Annotated in this window: 14 protein-coding genes and 1 pseudogene; 6 read left to right on the top strand and 9 right to left on the bottom strand. The window is 64.7% G+C overall.

Annotated elements, in window-relative coordinates:
• Positions 1-472 precede the first annotated feature (472 nt).
• Positions 473-1507, top strand: a complete 1035-nt coding sequence (locus tag FS388_RS05545) for a hypothetical protein (RefSeq protein WP_146340455.1) — start codon at positions 473-475, stop codon at positions 1505-1507.
• A gap of 43 nt (positions 1508-1550) precedes the next feature.
• On the opposite strand, the gene FS388_RS05540 is transcribed toward FS388_RS05545, so the two are convergent.
• Positions 1551-2390, bottom strand: a complete 840-nt coding sequence (locus FS388_RS05540; RefSeq protein ID WP_146340452.1) for a hypothetical protein — start codon at positions 2388-2390, stop codon at positions 1551-1553.
• Positions 2391-2516: 126 nt separating this feature from the next.
• Here FS388_RS05540 and FS388_RS05535 point away from each other — a divergent pair, with 126 nt between their 5' ends.
• Positions 2517-2759 (top strand): helix-turn-helix transcriptional regulator, encoded by a 243-nt coding sequence (locus FS388_RS05535; protein WP_256369570.1) that lies wholly within the window; start codon positions 2517-2519, stop codon positions 2757-2759.
• 326 nt (positions 2760-3085) lie between these two features.
• Here the strand turns inward: FS388_RS05535 and FS388_RS05530 are convergent, their stop codons facing one another.
• A complete protein-coding gene (locus FS388_RS05530; RefSeq protein WP_146340448.1) occupies positions 3086-4195 on the bottom strand; it encodes a helix-turn-helix transcriptional regulator in 1110 nt (369 codons plus the stop codon).
• Positions 4195-5073: a site-specific DNA-methyltransferase gene (locus FS388_RS05525; protein ID WP_146340446.1), complete on the bottom strand. Its 879-nt coding sequence runs from the start codon at positions 5071-5073 to the stop codon at positions 4195-4197. Before FS388_RS05525 ends, FS388_RS05530 begins: the two co-directional genes overlap by 1 nt.
• Positions 5074-5450: 377 nt before the next feature.
• Between FS388_RS05525 and FS388_RS05520 the strand changes: the two are divergent.
• Positions 5451-6424 (top strand): annotated as a pseudogene (locus FS388_RS05520) (IS481 family transposase).
• Here the strand turns inward: FS388_RS05520 and FS388_RS05515 are convergent.
• The 6 genes from FS388_RS05515 to FS388_RS05490 form a co-directional block, all read right to left on the bottom strand.
• Positions 6421-6654 carry a hypothetical protein gene (locus FS388_RS05515; RefSeq protein ID WP_146340443.1) on the bottom strand — a complete coding sequence of 78 codons (234 nt, stop codon included), beginning with the start codon at positions 6652-6654 and terminating at the stop codon, positions 6421-6423. The pseudogene FS388_RS05520 and the gene FS388_RS05515 sit on opposite strands and share 4 nt — an antisense overlap.
• A complete protein-coding gene (locus tag FS388_RS05510) occupies positions 6647-7021 on the bottom strand; it encodes a hypothetical protein (protein WP_146340441.1) in 375 nt (124 codons plus the stop codon). The genes FS388_RS05515 and FS388_RS05510 overlap by 8 nt, the downstream gene beginning before the upstream one ends.
• Positions 7022-7773: 752 nt before the next feature.
• Entirely contained in the window at positions 7774-9267 is a 1494-nt protein-coding gene (locus FS388_RS05505; RefSeq protein ID WP_146340439.1) for a recombinase family protein, read from the bottom strand.
• A gap of 340 nt (positions 9268-9607) precedes the next feature.
• Positions 9608-12097 carry a DEAD/DEAH box helicase gene (locus tag FS388_RS05500; RefSeq protein WP_246836313.1) on the bottom strand — a complete coding sequence of 830 codons (2490 nt, stop codon included), beginning with the start codon at positions 12095-12097 and terminating at the stop codon, positions 9608-9610.
• Positions 12098-12127: 30 nt separating this feature from the next.
• Complete coding sequence (locus FS388_RS05495) at positions 12128-13177, bottom strand: homocysteine S-methyltransferase family protein (protein WP_146340437.1); 1050 nt, start codon at positions 13175-13177, stop codon at positions 12128-12130.
• 146 nt (positions 13178-13323) lie between these two features.
• Positions 13324-14022 (bottom strand): GNAT family N-acetyltransferase, encoded by a 699-nt coding sequence (locus tag FS388_RS05490; protein ID WP_168198606.1) that lies wholly within the window; start codon positions 14020-14022, stop codon positions 13324-13326.
• A gap of 68 nt (positions 14023-14090) precedes the next feature.
• Here FS388_RS05490 and FS388_RS05485 point away from each other — a divergent pair, with 68 nt between their 5' ends.
• From FS388_RS05485 to topA, 3 genes are read left to right on the top strand one after another with little or no spacing between them, the layout of a single operon-like run.
• Positions 14091-15056 carry a rhodanese-related sulfurtransferase gene (locus tag FS388_RS05485; protein ID WP_146340433.1) on the top strand — a complete coding sequence of 322 codons (966 nt, stop codon included), beginning with the start codon at positions 14091-14093 and terminating at the stop codon, positions 15054-15056.
• Positions 15053-16729 (top strand): methyltransferase, encoded by a 1677-nt coding sequence (locus FS388_RS05480; RefSeq protein WP_146340431.1) that lies wholly within the window; start codon positions 15053-15055, stop codon positions 16727-16729. The genes FS388_RS05485 and FS388_RS05480 overlap by 4 nt, the downstream gene beginning before the upstream one ends.
• A 15-nt stretch (positions 16730-16744) precedes the next feature.
• Complete coding sequence (gene topA, locus FS388_RS05475; protein WP_246836312.1) at positions 16745-19498, top strand: type I DNA topoisomerase; 2754 nt, start codon at positions 16745-16747, stop codon at positions 19496-19498.
• Positions 19499-19510: the final 12 nt, after the last annotated feature.

Raw genomic sequence — 19510 nt, 5'->3', positions numbered from 1 at the left:
GATGAACCGAACCCGGTCCGGCAGACCAGCAACCCAATGCCCCTATGGCAAACCCATCGCGACAGCGATGGGGCGGCAGCCCTCGACCTCGGCTCGGCTCTGACGTCCGCAGATAGCCGCCTGGAGATGAGCCCCTTGCCGGCCAAATGAAGTCTGTCAGCCCGGACCCGCTGCGGCACCGGCCCTGCCGCAGCAAGCCATCCAAGAGGGCTGATCCAGACAGAGACTCACAGACTGCCGGCGAGGGGTTCAGTTGCACCGGCGGCGATTGGCATCAAGAGACGCCCACCCTGCTTCTCCGGGTTCGCTCCCGAGCAGAGGTCGATGGTGGCGGGTGCTGGACCGTTGACCGAAGGACCTTTCGACGCCCAAACGCGATGAGTTCGAATCCCGTACCGGGTTACTACGAGCGGCGATATCGATTCACACGCAGGCCGCATACTGTGTCTGACCCTGACCGTAGGGTGGCTGTATGCCCGACGCCGCGAAACCGGAAAAGCTTCCATCGAGCAGGTTCATACGGACCAAGCTGCCCATAGCCGACAGTCATTTCACCGCGGATGACATGTTTGAAGCCGAGGTTATGCCTATGCGGCTCAACGAGCCGGACTTCGGCATAATCGGATGGCGGCTCATGCAGGCCTTCGAACGCTACAAGGAGTTCGAAGAGCTGATCGTCAAGGCCGTAGATGAGTGGTCCGGCTATCCAGAAGTCCGCGCACCCTTGTCCACGCCCGAGGAGATCGAGATTCGCCTTCGCAACTGGGGCTGGTACGAGCTGCCACACAGTCGGCGGCTTATCTTCCTCGCCAGCGAGATCGTCCACCATGTGAGGGTGTGCCTGGACTACTGCGCCTACAACGCGGTTTGGATCGCCAAGGGTCAGCCCAATGATCATACGAAGTTCCCGCTGGTCACAGCGCCGGAGAAGTGGAATAAGGCACGGCGCTCCGGCATCCAGGGAGTGAAGGGCGATCACCTCAAGTGGATCGAGGCGGTCCAGCCCTACAACGGGGTTGAGTGGACTGCGGAACTCTTGGAGCTGAGCAACCAGGACAAGCACCGGACCACAGTTGAGCTCGTGCCGCTGTACAAGGTTCGTTTCAACCCGAAGGACATGTACGCAGATCCGGCGGGCGATCCTAAATATCGCGGATTCCAGGCGGAGCACGCGCGAGTTGAGATGCGAATAGCGCCAGCCATGACAACGATCGGCGACGGACCTCCCGGTCGCAACGCCCAGACGACGTTGTTCGATCTTCTCGAAGGGGTGATTGGGCTGGTGAACAACTTCCTCGCTGAAGCTGGGTACAAGCAAATAGAGGTGACCCGGGGAACCCGGTCTGACAGAAGCGGGGCTTGGAGGTATGGTCCCGGTCGGCCGATGCGAGTCTCGGACCGCTATCTCTGCAGTATCGCGAGCGGGGACGATTCCAAGGATCATGCAGTTGGTACTGGGTGCCTCAGGTGGGCAGTGGCGCAAACGAGAACCGCCCCGCAGCCTTGAGGCTACGAGGCGGTTCAAATAGGGATAGCTGCATGAGCTGACTTCAGTCAGTCACACGAAGCAGACCTTCGTCGTCGATGGTGACAACGGCGGTCCTGAACTGCTCAACCTCGGCTGTGGCTGCAGTGTAGTACTCCGTGGAGTGGCACGGTTCCTCCATGCAGTCATCTACGCTCTCGTCCCAGTAGCCCTCGCTCCATTCGATCTGAGAGAAGGGGATCTGAGCGACTGTTCGGGTGTCCTGGTCCTCGGTAGGGCACTCGGTGTCGATCAGAGCAGTGGAGTAGCTCTCATCTGCGAAGGGGTTCTCTGGAGTGTCCTCCTCTGCGGATGCCCAGAAGTCCCGAATCTCTTCGGCGGGGTATTCGCTGCCAGCGTCCAGTGCAGCTTGCACAAATTCGTCGATGTCGATCTGGTACATGCTGCCCCGGTCGACAACGTGGGCCCGCTTTGCTTCCTCTGAGAACGCATAGACCTCGTTGCTCTGGCTGTCGACACCGGTGCTGTTGCTCAACTGGTGTTCCCAGGCAAGGGATGTGACCTCTTCGTCGAAGCGGTCTGACCAGTGGTACTCGACCTCAACGGTGCACTCACCAGCAGTCCGGACGGTGACGGCGTCGAGGACGTTGTGGCTGTCGTAGTGCTCATCAGCCACGGAGTCATCGACGGTGATGGTGATCTCCTCGGCCGGGCCGGCAGGCTCGGAGGAGGTGAAGTCGAAGGTGAACTCATCTGAGGTGGTCTCACCTTCGACGGTCGGCTCAGCAGCCTGAGCCTCGTTGTCGGCATTGGCGCTGTCGCTGTCGTCGCTCCCGCCGCAGGCGGAAAGGGCGAGCAGCAGGGCGGTGGGGAGCACGGTGCCCTTGAGTGCGGATTTGTGCATGGTTCTACTTTCTAGATTCGTTGGAGCAGGAACGGTGTGAGCAATGCGCCACCTAGACGAAGCCTATCCAAATAGGACTGCATCCAGTGCTGTGTGAACGGCCTTGCTTGGGGTTTTCTGAAGGGTGTGCCGCTTCAGCCTGATCCCGACCTCGATCAGTTGAGGCACATCATCGGCAAGGCCAGGGTTGACGCAGGGATGACACTGGAGCAGCTGGCAGAGGCTTCCGGTGTTGGCAGGCAGACGATCGTGCAGCTGTCGAACGGCAAGTACTACGGCGACCTGAATACTTGGCTCAAGCTCTCCCGTGCCCTCAAAGTCGGCTTGGATGAGCTGACTGCGCCTGTGTGGCACAAAGATAAGGAGTAGTCGCGGGTCGGCTTTCGCACCGCCTTTGAGCGGAGAAGCGCCCTGTCAGCTGGGCCTGCCGCGTAGGGCTTTGGTTGGACGTGACGACGGCTTGCATCACGACTGACGCGAGCCCGACGTAAAGACCCCGCGCGTTCGATGCAGCATCTGCGCAGACCAGATGGCCTGTTCGTCGACTGCGCTGAGCGGATTCACAGCCTGGCAGACCAGCAGTCCGCCACATCCCACAGCAACCCACCGCCGCTGCGATGGGACAGCAGCACCACAGTCCAACTGACAGATCACCCAAGCCGTCTCCCGCAGTCACAGTTGGGGAGCAATAGCATCTAGTCTTCGGCGAGGGTTGCTGTACCGCGCAGCTTGGAGATGGGTGAGACTTCGAGCATCTCGTCCAAGGTGTTGAGGGTGAACACTCGCCCGTCGGTATTCGCCAGAACTGGGCCGAGGGTGTCATTGGTGCGGTGCCATCCGGCTCCTCCGAGAACAGCCATGACAGGGATACCTCCGAGCCTAGAGCTTTCGCTCTTCAAGCCGTTGAAACGCATGGCCTTGTCGCGAGCAGTGCCGCCGTCGTTGGCGGTCTTGCACTCGAGCATGGCCATCAGCGTGTCGCTACCCTGGTCGAAGACTACGAAGTCTGGTGCAGGAGCAATGGTGAGCTCGAACCGCTTGGCAATATCAGCCTGGTTGTGCGCTCCTGTGCGGATGTAAGGGATCTGGTGTTCCTGGAATAGCGATTCGACGGCGTCTTCGTAGAGGTTGCCACGCTTGGTGGAGGTCGCATCGAGTATCTGCCGGAAGGCACCGCCGTAGTGACGCTGCTGCAGAAAGGTTGCGTAGTTGACCCCTTGGGAGTGGAATTCTCGGACGCTGGCCCATCCGTGCTTGGTATCAGCCTTGAACTGTTGCTTGACCACGACTTCAGCATCGGGCTCGCCGAAGAGAGTCCCCTCAACGATGCGGCATATTGTCTGAGCGAGTAGATCTGCTCGTTCAGGAGTCGGTTTGGTGCCTTTTCGCTCCATGTTGTCGAGCCGGCCTTTGCTGATGGCATTCTCTGAGTCGATGAGTCCTGTAGCGTGACCGAGCTCATCCGGTGTCAGTCCTAAGATGGCGCGGAAGGCGAGGAGGCTCTGTGGGGCGGTGATCAAGCATTGGGCAACAGTGCTGGCATCGACCTTCTGGAAGCCCTGGGTGATGTCAGCAGCTGCCGTATACGCGGTTCTGAAGTGCGGCAGATCGTAGAACTCAACTGGATGGATGTAGGCGAAGTCCGGCGGTAGATGCGGGACATAGAGCTCTCGAGCGATGGCCGAATAGATCTCCGGCAGAGTGTCGGTCCCGTGTTTGCCGGGGATCTTGCGGATCTCAGCCACACGGGCGTCGTAAGTCTGCGCCGCGACTACAGCTTCGACAGTCTCCTTGATCGTGGCCATCAGCCGATCAGAGCTCCTGGGATGTCATCATCTAGGCCTCTGGCGATTCGGGACTTGGCTTCCTGGACGTATTCCTCGTGCAGTTCAATGCCTAAGGACTTTCGACCCAGACGCTTAGCGACAGTGACTGTGGTGCCGCTGCCGGCGAACGGATCCACCACAAGGCCGTTCTCCGGAGACATGCACCGGATGAAGAACTCGGCGAGACCTTCAGGCATAGCTGCGGTGTGGGCAACGCCTTTGTGCTGGTTGTAGGTCTGGGAGACATGGACGACGTTGCCTGGGTCGGCTCCACCGTGCTTGTAGGTGCCGGCGCGGTTGCGCCCGAAGCCAGCTGCAGTGGCACGACGCCCGGAGGTGTCTTTCATCCGTCGCTCGATCTCGGCCATGTCGCTCTTGTAGGGCACGCGTACGGCATCGAGATCAAAGTGGGGTTTCTGACCTTTGGCGAAGTGATAGACATACTCGAAAGAGTCTTTGGTGCGAGGGCCAAACTTGCCCGGAATGGCGTTTGGCTTGGCCCAGATGTAGGTCTCAATCCAGCGCCAGCCCATGTTCTGAAGTGCGAGGACGAGCTCGTAGACGTAGGGGTGACGCTGCCCTCTGAGGGGACCGCTGCCGGCCACGCGGTTCTTGATGTTGATCACCATGGACCCGGACTCGCCGGTTAGCCGGTACATCTCTCGGGCGAATGGGAGGAACCAGTCCACGTAGCGGTCGGGGTTCACCTTGGAGTAGGCCCGCTGGTCTGCGTACGGCGGCGAGGTGAAGAACAGGTCTACAGATTGGTCTGGGAACTCTGCCATGACCTCGAGGGCGTCCCCGTGGACGACTTCCTCCTCGAAGGCGTTAGCGAGCGATGTGGCGTCGGCGATCATGGATTCAATCCTATGGCCAGGCAGGGACCTGAGAGTTGACCGCCCTGCACCTGTAACCAGATTTCTCGATGAGGTTCTGCTGAGCGTCGATTAAGACAAGCTCCCCCGCTGGCCTATGCCAACGAGGAAGCCTCAGGTCAGTAGTGGACTACGTGGCCCTCGAGCAGCCGGAACAACGCCTCGTCCTCGGAGATGGGCCGGTCGACCTGTTCATGGCCCCACCATCCACGGATACGAGCGTTGACGAGATCTCTGGTGTCGTCGTCTAGATGTATTCGGCCACGAGGTTGGTGACACTCCGGTCGGGTCATTGACGTAGAGGAGACCTCCGGGTGCGGTGGGCGATGTCTAAGTCGTCTACCGTCCGGAGGTCTCCCGTGTCCCACCGTAACGCCCGACTCAATGCCCGTGGTCGGCAACTGCTTGTTGAGCGTGTCTGTGAACAAGGCTGGGCAGTCGCTCACGCAGCCAAGGCCCAAGGTGTCTCCCGTCAGTGCGCCCACCGGTGGATCAACCGCTTCCGCGAAGAAGGCTGGCCCGGTCTCCACGATCGCTCCTCTCGGCCGCGCCACCGTCCACGACAGACCCCGGCCCAGACTGAGGAAGTCATCGTGGCCATGCGCATCCAGCAACGCCGTGGCCAGGACTGGATCGGCCCCGAGCTGGGCGTCCCAGCCCGAACGGTCTCACGGGTTCTGCGCCGGCACGCGATGCCCTATCTGCGCGACTGCGACCCGCTGACCGGGGAAGTGATCCGGTCCTCGAAGACCACCACGGTCCGCTACGAACGCGACCGGCCCGGGAACTGGTCCATGTCGATGTCAAGAAGATCGGCAAGATCCCCGACGGCGGAGGATGGAAAGCCCATGGCCGCCAGATGGGCTCATCAGCGGCGAAGAAGCGAGCCCGGATCGGCTACGACTACGTGCATTCGATGGTCGATGACCACTCCCGGCTGGCCTACTCCGAGATCCTGGCTGACGAGAAGGGCGCCACCTGCGCGGGATTCATCCTTCGTGCAGCCGACTACTTCGCAGGCCATGGCATCACCCGGATCCAGCGAGTCATCACCGATAACCACTTCTCCTACCGGCACTCAGCAGAGGTGGCGGCAGCGATCAGTGTCCTTGATGCCAGACACAAGTTCATCAAACCTCACTGCCCTTGGCAGAACGGCAAAGTCGAACGGTTCAACCGCACCCTGCAAACTGAGTGGGCCTACCGGCAGGTCTTCCTCAACAACGCTGAACGCGCCGCCGCTCTTGCCCCCTGGCTCGAGGTCTACAACAATCAACGCCGCCACACCGCACTCGACGGTCTTCCACCGACCAGCCGACTGTCAACAACCTAACGGCCGAGTACATCTAGATCTGCAGTCAGTTCGATGTGAGGGCCGCCCGTAGTCAGCAGCACCGTGATGCTCCGCTTCCACGAGACGTGCAGCGGAAACTCCTCGATGAGATTCACGGCCTCCTCGACATCGACGTCGTTGGGGCTATGCCGCAGAGTGTTGAGCAGGTCAGCGCAGGTGGAAGCCTTGGCGTCGATCTGCGCCTGGAGCGCCTCAGCAGTCTCAGACATCTGCGGCCTCCTTGGTCAGGGCTTCGATGTCTAGCGTCAGTGCGCAGAGCTCAGCGTCGAAGGGCGGGAGCCGGAAGCGGTTGGTCACTGTGCCGATGCCGGCGGCCTGCAGCGAAGCAGGGGAGCCCGGAGTGCTCGGGTAGTCGCGGACCAAGAGCTCCGCAGGCCCGAGCGCAGTCGGCAGCCGCTCCTTGTCGTAGACGGTGCAAAGGTGCTCGGTCTCACCGTCGGCGGTGATGAGCATCAGGTGCTGCGGGGTGTCGGCATCAGACTGGAGGGTGAGGACGACATCCCCGGTGAGGGAGACGGATGAGAACTGCAGCGTGACGGTCTCGGCGACGACGATGTGGCGCGGTTCCGCGGTCATGGCGGGGACTCCTAAGTGATCGATTGCGGTGTCACTGGCAATCCCGGGTGCCCATACAGGAGCCCCTGCTGAGGAAGTCAGCCACCCCGCCATGGAGAGGGAGACCGCGTGCTTCGAGGGATCAGACAGTCAGAGAGCAGCAGTGCAGGAGTCACGTCACATCTATGCGCTTCAGATGCGCGACGGTTCCCGCCATCATCGCCACAGATGCACCGCATCTCTTTGACGTCCGTTGGTTTGGGTGTACGGACAGGCGGGCTCATCGCCCTGTCAGCAGAGAGCCTCTCCTGGAAACTGCGGTTAGCCGCTCTCCACTACACCCAAGTCATCGGTCATGGGAAAGGTGTGTCAGGGATCTTTGGGAACAGTCGCAACGCACTGCTTCATCTTGCTCCGCATCCATTGCACGTCTGAGGCGTGCAGTCTCAGCCTGAAGAGCTGTACCACGCATGTTCCACCGGAGAACCTCTAATGGAACACTTCAGGAACACCAGCTGGAACAGCCAGATCCCCGCCATTCCAGCGATGTACCACCTCTGTTCCACTGTTCCACCTCTTCTCTAAAAGTCTGCAGTAGAACAGTTGCCTTCTCTCTACGTGTCTCGGTTTGAAATTGAAGTGGAACACGGTGGTACACCTCTGAATCCCGCGTCATAACAGGCGAAGAGGCGTTCCACCCCAAGTGGAACACGGTTGGTACAAACGGCTTCTTGGCGACGTATTTGGTGACTCGCGCCACAGTCATGCCTCATCTACGCCTCCTCGGCCTGCTTCCACTCGATGCTCACCGTCGCCGCCGCCTCAGTCAGGTTCCGCACCTTCTTGCCGTAGCCGACCTTGTGGATCACCACCGTCATCAGCGTCTCCACGACCGTGATCCTGCGGTCCAGCGTCGCGGACTCCCACCACGCACGCACATCTTCGGAGTGGACCACCTCCGCCAGCGGGTCCCGCCTCATCGCCCTGGCGATCAGCGAGTCGACCTCGGCGATGTTGGCCTCCAACTTCCGCAGAGCCTTCCTGCCGGCCTCAGGCCTGCCCACCTCGGCCATCTCCATGAAGATCGTCTCGTAGCGGCTGTCGAGATCCATCCTGCGGGTCTGCAGCGCCCCTAGGTCCAGCTCCTCCTGCGGGGGGACCAGGAGCTTGTTGGCGTCGTCCCTGGAGAGCCTGGCGATGCAGACCTCCGCGACATAGTCGTCGATGATGTCGCCGTTGCGCTGGAAGTGACCGTGCTCTCTGCAACGGTAGGCGTGATACCTCTTCGACGGCGCACTGCCGGAGCCGTCCCTTCTGGGGGTTGGCTTCGTCTCGCCGGCAGCCGAGCGCACCGAGCCGCGGCAGACTCCGCAGACGGCGATACCGCCCAGCAGCCATCTCCGCGCCGTGCCGCTGTGGTTGGGCTTCACGCCGATGAGCATCCCTCGGGCGGCGGCGACCCTCTCGAACTCAATGATGGGCTCCCAGGCGCCCGGTGCGCAGGCTTCGAGCTCGATGTTCTCGAAGCGGAACTTCCCCGTCGGCTGCGCCGGAGGAAGCTTGGCGGCGTAGACGGGGTTCAGCAGAACTCTGCGGACGGTGGAGGAGTGCCACTTCGAGCCTGACTTGGTGCGCCGGCCGGCAGTGTTGAGCTCTCGGGTGATCTGCTTCAGCGAGCGGTCCTTGTCGGAGGCCTCCAGAAACTCCCTGAAGATGAATCTGACATCCTCGGCCTCGTGCGCGTTGACCGCATACCGCGTGCGCTTCTCATCGCGGTCGACGGCTCTGACCCAGTCGTAGCCGTGAGGAGCTCTGCCCGGTGTCGGATGACCCTCCTGCCGGCGAGTGTGGGCGTAGCGTCGGGCGCGTCGGGCCTTGCGCTTGACCTCCTCCTCAGCCAGCAGAACCATCTGCTTGAGCATGTAGTCGTCGTCGGCGGTGTCGATGTTGCCCCGGACCACGATGATCCGCATGTTCCGCTTCTTGCCGCGGACCTCGAGCACGTCTTCCAGCCGACGGGTCATCCGGTCGGTGTCGTTGACGATCAGCGCGTCGAAGAGCCCGTCGTCGTAGTCCCGGAGCATCTGCTTCCACGCGGTGGTGTCATCGCGCTCGGTGCTGCCGCTGACGGCGTCGTCGGGGTACGGGCCCGTCACCAGAGTCCAGCCGCGACGCTTGGCCTCCTCGGTGCAGTCGGCGATCTGCTGCTCGATGCCCTGCTCTTCGGGGGCGGACTGGCGAGCATAAATTGCTGCACGAACGTTCATAGGCTGACAGTATCGGAATCTGTCCCAGTTCGTTCATCATAGCCAGCATGACGATGCCGTACTCGGCCGTCGCCAAGCCCTCCTCATCCTGGTGCAGGGCCTTCAGCGCTGCTTCGGCCTGGCTGCGATCGAACGGGTCGGGCCACGTGGTGCTGTTCTTCATGAGCGTCTCCTTCGGGATGGTGTCCGGGCGGGGTGCCCGGACCCGCTCACTGTCACCGACGGTGACCATCGGTCGCGGCGTGAGGATCGACCCTGTGGAGGTGGGGCACACGCAGCGCGGGTGCGAAGGAGCGTGTGGAAGGGCGAGGGTCAGCGCATAGACGGGACCACGGATGGTCTACAGCTCCGGGGGCTCAGTGACCTCCGGCAGGCTCCAGTCGCGGACGGCTCGGGAGTGGCCCCACACGGGCCGGCCGGCCTCTCCCGCGCGTTCGGCATCGTGATGCTTCAGAGCGGTGCGCAGCAGGTTCAGCGCGCCCTGCTTGCTCAGCGGACTGTTGCGATTGCCGCACTTGGGCGACTGCACGCAGGAGGGGCAGCCGTCCGAGCAGCTGCAGGCCTCGATCGCCTCGGCCGTGGCGCGCACCCATTCGGCCGCCAGCTCGAACCCTCGCTGTGCGAAGCCTGCGCCGCCCGGGTGGCCGTCGTAGACGAAGATGCTCGGCAGCTCAGTGTCGGCGTGCAGGGCAGTGGAGACTCCGCCGATGTCCCACCGGTCGGAGCTGGACAGCAGCGGCAGCAGACCGATCATGGCGTGCTCGGCCGCATGCAGCGACCCCGGGACGTGCTCCACGATCACCCCGCCGGCCTGCAGCGTGGTCTCCGGAGCGGTGAGCCACATGGCCTGCGTCCGCAGAGTCGACGGCGGCAGCTCCAGGGGCTCGTCCGAGATCACCTCCGAGGAGCCGAGCGCTTTGCGCTGGAACCCGACGACGGTGCTTGTCACCTCCACGGTCCCGAAGCACAGCGTGAACTCATTCCACGCCTCCGTTCGCTGCGTCTCCATCACACTGATGGAGGTGGTCTCCCGGGCCTGGGTGTAATAGGGCGGGTTCGCCGGCACCACCAGGACGGTGTTCTGATCCAGGTCCAGCTCCTCCACCACGTAGGTCCTGCCCTGGTGGACGTAGACGGCCTGAGGGTGGGCCTGCGGCTGGGCCTGAGCGGAGCCCATGTCGCCGACCACAGTGCCGTCCTCCGCGTTGACGATGGTGTACGGCCCGGCGCCGTCGGAGCGCAGCTTCACCCACGACGCGGCCGAGACATCGTCATGGTTGAAGAACCAGCCCCGGGGGCGACGCCGCAGGTGGCCCTGCTCCGTCAGCGACTCCACCAGCCAGCGGAGCCCCGCGAAGAGACCCACGTCCTCGATGTCGGCAGGCACCAGGGGCAGCTCCTGCGCGGCCGCCAGCAGGTGCGGGGCAGCGACGTGAGGGTTCGAGGGGTCGGTGACTGCGTCCTCGACAGGTCGGTCGAAGATGGCCTCCGGGTGCGCCAGCAGGTAGGAGTCCAGAGGCTCATCGCCGCCGATGAAGAACGCCGCACCTCGCTGCCCGGACCGTCCGGCTCGGCCCAGCTGCTGGAAGAAGGACGCCCGGGTTCCCGGCCATCCGGCGATGACCACCGCGTCGAGCCCGGAGATGTCGATGCCCAGTTCCAGGGCCGGCGTGGAGGCCACCCCCAGGAGCTGACCGGTGCGCAGCCGGTGCTCCAGCTCCCGGCGCTCCTCCTTCAGATAGCCCGACCGGTACGCCGAGACGCGGTCGACCAGCGACGCGTCCACCTCGGCGAGGTTCTCCTCGGCGATGCGCGCGATCGTCTCAGCGCCCCGGCGGGACTTGATGAACGCCAGGCTCCGGCGCCCCGCCACCACCAGGTTGGTCATCAGATCGGCGGCCTCCACCGTGAGAGAGCGCTTTACAGGTGCGCCGTTGTCTCCGGCGACCCCGACCGCGTCAGCCGCCTCCCACAGGTAGACGTCCACCGCCCCATGCGGGGAGCCGTCGTGGGTGATCGCGGTGACGGCCTCGGGCGTCTCTCCGATCAGCCGCGCGAACGACGTCGCCGGGTCGCCGCTGGTGGCGCTGGCTCCCACGAACACAGGGTCGGCCCCGTAGTGCCGTGCCACGCGGCGCAGGCGCCGCAGCAGCAGCGCCAGGTGCGATCCGAAGATGCCGCGCGCCGTGTGGGCCTCGTCGATCATCACGTACCGCAGCCGCGCAAAGAACCGAGCCCACCCCCGGTGGTTCGGCAGGATGCCCGCATTGAGCATGTCCGGATTGGAGAGGATGAAGTTCGCGTGCTGGCGCACCCAGGCCCGGGACTGCGGATCGGTGTCGCCGTCATAGGCCTCGGCGCGGATGCCCCCGGCGGGCCCGTGGGCGCCGACCGTCTCGGCGAGCTCCCGCAGCCCGTCAAGCTGATCTGCGGCGAGCGCTTTGGTGGGGGAGAGGTACAGCACCGTGGCCTCGCCGGCGGGGTGCGCGGCGACGCTGGGCCCGGGCTCGGCTCCGAGGATGGCCGAGAGCGCCGGCAGCTGGGCCGCAAGCGACTTTCCGGACGCTGTCCCCGTGGCCAGAATGACGTGCTCCCCGGAGTGGAGGGCCTCAGCGGCAAGCGCCTGGTGCGCGTACGGCGAGGGGATGCCGACCTGCCGGTACGCAGCCCTCAGGGGCTCGGGCGTCCACAGGGGCCACTCCGCCGGTGCGGCCTGCCGTGCAGGCAGGGTGCGCACATGCCTCAGGGGGGAGCTCTCCGAGTCGAGGCCAGCCCCGAGGCCCGCTTCACGCAGCAGCGTCAGCGGGTCCTCGGGGTCGGCATCATGCACCCCACCAAACTACAAGGCGTGGGGCTGCTCTCAGGCGCGTGCCCCCAGAGCGACGATGTTCTCAGGGAGCCGCTCGTTGCTTCCGTACATGAAGTGGTTGCTCATATTCTCGGAGAAGCGGCTGGCCTGCGTGGTCTGACCCACCGCCTCAGCCACCTGACGGATGTGCATGGGAGACGCTCCGCAGCAGACGCCCAGATAGTTGATGCCGAGCGCGTGCGCCTCCGCAGCCCAGGAGCCGAGCTCGTAGCGGTTCACGAACAGGGGATCCAGGGCCGTCGGGAACGTCCGTCCGTGCGGGGAGGGCACCGTCGCTCGCACATCGGACAGGTTGAAGAAGGTGGGCTCCTCAGGGGTGGTGCGGTATGGGATGGGCAGCGCGCCTACATGGCAGCTGATCTTCTCCCGGATCTGGCGCAGCCAGGGCATGATCGTCTCCGGCCCGCGGAAGCAGTTGAGCCCGACGACGTCCGCGCCTGCCTGCTCCAGCTGCTGCGCCGTCTCGACCACGCCCACGCCGTCCGCCATGCCTTCGAAGGCCATCGGCGCCAGGGTGAGCACCACCGGCAGTCCGCTGGCTCGAGCGACCTCCAGAGCGGTGAGAGCCTCCCCGGCGTAGTAGAAGGTTTCGCCGATGATGAGGTCCGCGCCCTCCTCGACGGCCCAGTCGACCATCTCTTCGAACATGGCGCGCACCTCGGCCTGCTTGGCGGAGTCGGCGGGGTCCCAGATGTTCGTGTTGGAGATGTTGCCGGCCATGAAGTTCCCCGGCACGGCATCGGCCGCATCCCGGGCGATGCGCAGCGCCGATCGGTTCAGCGGCTCGAGGAGGTCCTCCTTGCCGATGACGCGCATCTTCTCGCGATGCCCGTTGTAGGTGAAGGCCTGGACAATGTCAGAGCCGGCGCGCTGGAAGTCGACGTGAAGCGACGTCAGCGCCTCGGGGTGCTCGAGGGCGACCTCCGGGACGAACTCACCGGCGGTGAGGTAGCCGCGGCGCTCGAGCTCGAAGAGGAAGCCTTCGGCGCAGATGACGGGCCCGGCATCGAGTCGGGCCGTCAGAGAGGTATGGGCGGGCATTGCCGCTCCTTTCCGTCGTGGACGTGAAGCTGCCACGTGCAGGAGCGGCCGAGGCGAGGCCTCGCATATACGGCCGTTAAAAAATGAACTCTTCGTGGCAGTGCCCGCAAATATAGCCGAACGAGGGGGTCACTGCCACATTATGTTCAAATATTGTCGTGCTGAGAGTGCGACGGACGTCGACGGTCCGTCGCGCCGGGCGCACCGAAGACGTGCACATCGCCGACGCGCTCCCAGCCGAGGTACTCATAGAGCTCTCGCCCGTCGTGGGTGGCCACCAGCAGTCCGTGCTCGACCTCCTGCTCGTGCGCGATGGCCAGAAGTGCTCGGGTGACGAACGTGCCCAAGCCCTGCCTGCGATAGTCGGGCGAGGTGTAGATGCGGTCAAGAATGCTGAAGCCGTTGACGACTGCCAAGCGTCCGCGTGCGGCTGTGGCGTCGCCGTGCTTGACCGTGAAGAGGGTCCATTCGTCGAAGTCGTCGCGGGAGGTCGTGAACTCCTCAGGAGTGATGGGGTCCTCGACGTCCTGGTGCTCCATGTCGGCGATCATGATGACCTCCTCGTCGGAGATCAGCTCGAGGCCGTCGATGGTGCGCAGATCCATGACCTCGTCATTGGGCTCGGCGATCACGGTGAGCAGGCGCTTGGGGGACCGGCCCACCGCAGAGGCGATGCGGCGCAGCTCAACCTCATCGGGGGCGTAGAGCACATGCTCGAGGGCCTCGGGGTCCGTCGTCGGCTGAGCCGTGTGGACGCGGCCCTCATGAGTCACCTCATAGTTGTGGGTGCGCGCCCATCCGGTCACCCACGTGCTGACTAGGTCATCATTCAGTTCCACTCCCATAAATCCACAATATGGCATGGGTCACTGTTTGACCAGGGAGTGTGGCACTAGCCATCTATCCTGGTCATGTGAGTCAGTCGCGCATAGTCCTCTACTACCATTTCACACCCCTCGCCGACCCGGAAGGGGTCAAGCTGTGGCAGCGAACCCTGTGCCAGAAGCTCGGCCTGCGGGGACGGATCATCATCTCTGAGCACGGCATCAACGGGACCGTGGGAGGGGACATGGCGGCGGTCAAGCAGTACGTCAGAGAGACGCGCGGCTACACGCCGTTCAAAGACGTCGCGTTCAAATGGTCCGAAGGCGGAGCCGAGGACTTCCCCCGCCTGAGCGTCAAAGTGCGCCCTGAGCTGGTGGCCTTCGGAGTTCCCGACGAAGTCGCCGTGGACGAGCACGGCGTGGTCGGCGGCGGCGAGCACCTGAAGCCGACACAGGTGCATGAGCTGGTGGAGGCCAAGAAGCGCGACGGCGTGGACGTCACCTTCCTCGACGGCCGAAACGCCATGGAGGCTCAGATCGGAAAGTTCAAGGACGCGGTCGTTCCTGACACCGAGACGACCCGGGACTTCATCGCCGAGCTCGACTCCGGAAAGTACGACCACCTCAAGGATCAGCCCATCGTCACCTACTGCACCGGGGGCATCCGCTGCGAGGTGCTCTCGGCGCTGATGAGGAACAGAGGCTTCGAAGAGGTGTACCAGATCGACGGCGGGATCGTCCGCTACGGAGAGACCTTCGGCGACGACGGCTACTGGGAGGGCGAGCTGTACGTCTTCGACGGACGGATGAACACTCGTTTCAGCGAGAACGCGCGCACCATCGGCGAGTGCGCGAACTGTCGCGCGGAGACCTCAACCTTCTACAACTGCATGGACCGCGGCTGCTCCACCCTTCAGCTCTACTGCGACGACTGCGCCCACATCCCGGAGACGACCAGGTGCGCACGCTGCGCGGCCCGTCTCGAGGCTGACCCGGCGGACCCCAACTCCGGGGCGCTCGGCAAGCCCCGCCGGTCCCACCAGGCTGCCGCATGAGCCTCTCACCCAGCCCGGCCCCGCCCTCCTGCGACGCCCCGGAGCTGATCGCGGCCCTGCGCGAGGACCTCTCCGCTGCCGGCTTCACCAACGACGGCGTCGCAGAGCTCCTCGGCGAGGACGCAGTGCAGGCCCTCGACCGGGAGCAGGTCGTGCCGGGGCAGCTGCGGATCCTGGAGCTGCTGGAGGCCGGCGCGACGCCCGGTGCGGTGCTCACGGCCCTGTGGCTGGTCTCCATCGAGGTGACGCCGGAACAGGTGGACAGCGCCCTTCCCCGCGTCCGCACGGAGGGGCTGGTCCGCCTGGGCCTGGCGGAGATCACCGACGCGGACCCCGAGGATCACGCCATCACCCCCCAGGAGGGGCCCGAATCGGCCGTCCCGCAGCGCTCGGGGTCACGGCACCGTGTCCGGCCCACAGCCGACCTGCGGCCCTATCAGGCGCAGCACGGGGAGACGGTGCATGACCTGTGGGTGCTCAGCGATCTCTCCTCCCACCAGATCTCCGGGGCTCTGCCGCACGACCACGTGCTCGGCATCGGGCAGGCCAGCCTGACGCTGGCGGCATCCACTCACCGCCGGCAGGTGGCCACTGCCCTGGACATCGGCACGGGATGCGGCATCCAGCTTCTGCATCTGCTGCTGCACGCCGACCACGTGGTCGGCACCGACCTTTCGGAGCGGGCGCTGACGTGCGCGCGATTCAACCTGCTGCTCAATGCGCCGACGCTGCGGCTCGATCCGCAGAATCTGCACCTGCGGGTGGAGCTCCTGCGGGGAAGCCTGCTGGAGCCCGTGGGCGGCCGGCGGTTCGACCTCGTCGTGTCCAACCCCCCGTTCGTCATCACCCCTCGCACGGGTGCCCCGGATGAGGAGCTGTACACCTACCGGGACGGCGGCAGGGAGGGCGACACTCTCATGGCGGAGCTGGTCAGCGGCATGGCCGAGGTGCTCGCGCCCGGCGGAACTGCCCAGATGCTCGGCAACTGGGAGATCCTCGAGGAGGATGCGATGGCCCGTCCGCGCGCCTGGGCCGAGGACTCGGGGCTGTCCGCATGGTTCATCCAGCGCGATGCTCAGACCCCCGCCCAGTACGCCGAGATGTGGCTCAGGGACGCCGGCGAGGAGCGGAACCTCGCCGAGTACCGCCGCAGCTACGCCGCCTACCTGCGTGACTTTGAGGCGCGCGGAGTGCGCAGCGTCGGCTTCGGAATGATCTGGCTGGGCAGGCCCCAGGAGAATGGGTCCCTGCCCTGGCGCCGGTTCGAGGAGCTCACCGGTGAGGTTCAGCAGCCGCTGGGACCGGTGATCGGACGAACGGCGGAGCGCGCCGCGCGGGAGCGCCGGAGCATCCTGGCCGAGCACTTCGAGGTGGCCGGAGACGTCACCGAGGAGCGGTACCAGCGCTTCGGCGCTGAGCATCCCGAAGTCATCATCGCCCGGCAGGGTGCGGGCCTGCGGCGAGCCCGTCCCATCAGCAGCGCAGCGGCCGGCTTCATGGCCGCCTCTGACGGGGAGCTGGCCGCCGGACAGATCATCACAGCAGTGTGCGCACTGACTGATGCTGACGAAGATGCCCTGCAGGCGGAGGTTCTGGACCTTTGCGCCGACGGATTCCTCACCCTATATAGTGAGGCGCAGCCGCCAAGCAGCAGCACCGCTGCACCCCAGTAGGTTCCAAGGAGATCAGTGCCTCAAGGCAAGAAGCTCGTCATCGTCGAGTCCCCGGCTAAATCCCGCTCCATCGCAAAGTACATGGGCGACGACTTCATCGTGGATGCCTCGGCGGGGCACATCCGTGACCTCCCGCAGCCATCGGAGCTGCCGGATGACATGAAGAAGGGCCCCTTCGGCAAATTTGCTGTCGATCCCGACCACGGATTCGAGCCCTACTATGTGATTTCGGACTCAAAGAAGTCCAAGGTCCGGGAGCTCAAGCAGCTGCTGAAGGAAGCCGACGAGCTCTACCTCGCCACGGATGCCGACAGGGAGGGCGAGGCCATCGCGTGGCACCTCTATGAGGTGCTCAAGCCCAAGGTGCCCACCTTCCGGCTGACCTTCACGGAGATCACCAAGGAGGGGATCACCCGTGCGATGGAGTCCCCGCGCCAGATCGACAGCGATCTGGTCGATGCGCAGGAGACCCGACGCATCCTCGACCGCCTCTACGGCTACGAGATCTCCCCGGTGCTGTGGCGCAAGGTGGGCCGCGGACTCTCGGCGGGCCGTGTTCAGTCGGTGGCCACCCGCCTGGTGGTGGACCGAGAGCGCGAGCGCATGGCCTTCGTCCCGGCCTCCTACTGGGACCTCAGCGGCGAGTTCGCCACCGCCTCCGAGGAGAGCTTCACCGCCAAGCTGAACGCCGTCGACGGCCGACGGATCGCGCAGGGAAGCGACTTCGACGAGACCGGCCAGCTGAAGAGGTCGCGGCAGGACGTTGCCGTCCTGGGCCAGGACGAGGCGCAGTCGCTGGCCGACGGGCTGCTGGAGGCCCGCTTCACCGTGGACTCCCTCGAGGAGAAGCCCTACAGCCGCCGGCCGCAGCCTCCGTTCATCACCTCCACCCTGCAGCAGGACGCAGCACGCAGGCTCCGCTTCTCGTCCCGCGTGACCATGCAGGTGGCGCAGCGGCTCTATGAGAACGGCTACATCACCTACATGCGAACTGATTCGACCACGCTGTCGAATGAGGCGCTCAACGCGGCCCGGAAGCAGGCCACCGAGCTCTACTCCGCCGCGCATGTGCCGGATAAGCCGCGCGTCTACGGCAAGCGCAGCCAGACCGCGCAGGAGGCCCACGAGGCCATCCGGCCCGCAGGCGACTCCTTCCGCACTCCCAAGCAGGTCAAGGGTGAGCTCTCCGCCGACGAATTCCGGCTCTACGAGCTGGTCTGGAAGCGCACAGTCGCCTCCCAGATGGAGGACGCGAAGGGCTTCACTGCCAGCGTGCGCCTCACCGGTGAGGCATCCGACGGCCGCAGCGCCACCTTCGGCGCATCCGGCACGGTCATCACCTTCCCCGGATTCCTCGCCGCCTACGAAGAGGTGGCCGACGACTCCGAGAAGAAGGACGAGGACGCGAAGTCCGCCAAGGACAAGCGCCTTCCGCAGCTCGAAGAGGGTCAGAGCCTCACCGGCACGGACGTGGAGGCCAAGGGGCACGAGACCACGCCCCCCGCCCGGTACACCGAGGCCAGCATCGTGGCCGAGCTGGAGAAGCGCGAGATCGGCCGTCCCTCCACCTACGCGCCGACCATCTCCACCATCATGGACCGCGGCTACGTCACCAAGCGAGGCTCCGCCCTCGTGCCCTCCTGGACTGCATTCAGCGTGATCCGTCTGCTGGAGGAGCACTTCGGCAAGTATGTCGACTACGACTTCACCGCCCGGCTCGAGGGCGATCTGGACCAGATCGCCCGCGGGGACGTGGAGCGGGAGGTGTGGCTCCAAGGGTTCTACTTCGGTGCGGAGAGCGCTGAGGAGGGATTGAAGAATGTGGTCGAGAACCTCGGGGAGATCGACGCTCGAGCGATCAACACCATCCGAGTTGCCGAGGGTGTGGACGTTCGCGTCGGCCGCTACGGACCGTACCTGGAGCGCCCGAACCCCGACGGTGAGGCGGATGAGAACGGCGAGCTGAAGATGCTCCGCGCCAACGTTCCCGAGGAGATCGCCCCGGATGAGCTGACCACGGACAAGGCTGAGGAGCTCTTCCAGCAGGCGGCGCAGTCCGGCCGCGTGCTGGGCACCGATCCTGAGACCGGCCGGGAGATCGTCGCGAAGGACGGTCGTTTCGGCCCCTACGTCACCGAAGTCATCCCCGAGATGACGGAGGAGGAGATGCAGGCGTATCTGGACGCCCTGCCGACGGAGTACTACAAGAACGGCAAGCCCAAGCCCAAGAAGAAGCCGAAACCGGTCAAGCCGCGCACCGGCTCGCTGCTGAAGTCGATGTCGCTGGAGAGCGTGTCCATCGACGATGCCCTGCTGCTGCTGTCTCTGCCGCGCACCGTGGGCACCGACGAGGACGGCCAGGAGATCACGGCTCAGAACGGCCGATTCGGGCCGTACCTGAAGAAGGGCAGCGACTCCCGGTCCCTGGAGTCCGAGGAGCAGCTCTTCAGCATCACCGAGGATGAGGCTCGGAAGATCTACGCCCAGCCGAAGCAGCGCGGCCGCCAGGCTGCCAAGCCGCCCCTGGCGGAGTTCGGCGCTGACCCCACCACGGAGAAGCCCGTGGTGGTCAAGGAAGGACGCTTCGGCGCCTACGTCACCGACGGGGAGACCAATGTCACGGTGCCGCGCAGCGTGACCCTGGAGCAGCTCACCAAGGAGCAGGCGTTCTCCCTGTTGGCCGAAAAGCGAGCCAAGGGCCCGGCCACGGGTGCCAAGAAGAAGAGCAGCGGCGGGGCTCGTAAGAAGACCGCCGCGAAGAAGTCCTAGGACCACTGAGGG

Source organism: Nesterenkonia sp. NBAIMH1 (assembly GCF_007922635.1).
GTDB lineage: Bacteria > Actinomycetota > Actinomycetes > Actinomycetales > Micrococcaceae > Nesterenkonia > Nesterenkonia pannonica.
Note: the sequence above shows the minus strand (reverse complement) of the source record. Positions and strands in the feature narration are given on the sequence as shown.

What these genes read in the sequence shown, in the direction of transcription:
- FS388_RS05490 (WP_168198606.1), bottom strand. Translation starts at nt 14,022, where the DNA reads ATGGGAGTGGAACTGAATGATGACCTAGTCAGCACGTGGGTGACCGGA.
- FS388_RS05510 (WP_146340441.1), bottom strand. Translation starts at nt 7,021, where the DNA reads ATGACCGCGGAACCGCGCCACATCGTCGTCGCCGAGACCGTCACGCTG.
- FS388_RS05540 (WP_146340452.1), bottom strand. Translation starts at nt 2,390, where the DNA reads ATGCACAAATCCGCACTCAAGGGCACCGTGCTCCCCACCGCCCTGCTG.
- FS388_RS05545 (WP_146340455.1), top strand. Translation starts at nt 473, where the DNA reads ATGCCCGACGCCGCGAAACCGGAAAAGCTTCCATCGAGCAGGTTCATA.
- FS388_RS05495 (WP_146340437.1), bottom strand. Translation starts at nt 13,177, where the DNA reads ATGCCCGCCCATACCTCTCTGACGGCCCGACTCGATGCCGGGCCCGTC.
- FS388_RS05505 (WP_146340439.1), bottom strand. Translation starts at nt 9,267, where the DNA reads ATGAACGTTCGTGCAGCAATTTATGCTCGCCAGTCCGCCCCCGAAGAG.
- FS388_RS05525 (WP_146340446.1), bottom strand. Translation starts at nt 5,073, where the DNA reads ATGATCGCCGACGCCACATCGCTCGCTAACGCCTTCGAGGAGGAAGTC.
- FS388_RS05530 (WP_146340448.1), bottom strand. Translation starts at nt 4,195, where the DNA reads ATGGCCACGATCAAGGAGACTGTCGAAGCTGTAGTCGCGGCGCAGACT.
- FS388_RS05515 (WP_146340443.1), bottom strand. Translation starts at nt 6,654, where the DNA reads ATGTCTGAGACTGCTGAGGCGCTCCAGGCGCAGATCGACGCCAAGGCT.
- FS388_RS05480 (WP_146340431.1), top strand. Translation starts at nt 15,053, where the DNA reads ATGAGCCTCTCACCCAGCCCGGCCCCGCCCTCCTGCGACGCCCCGGAG.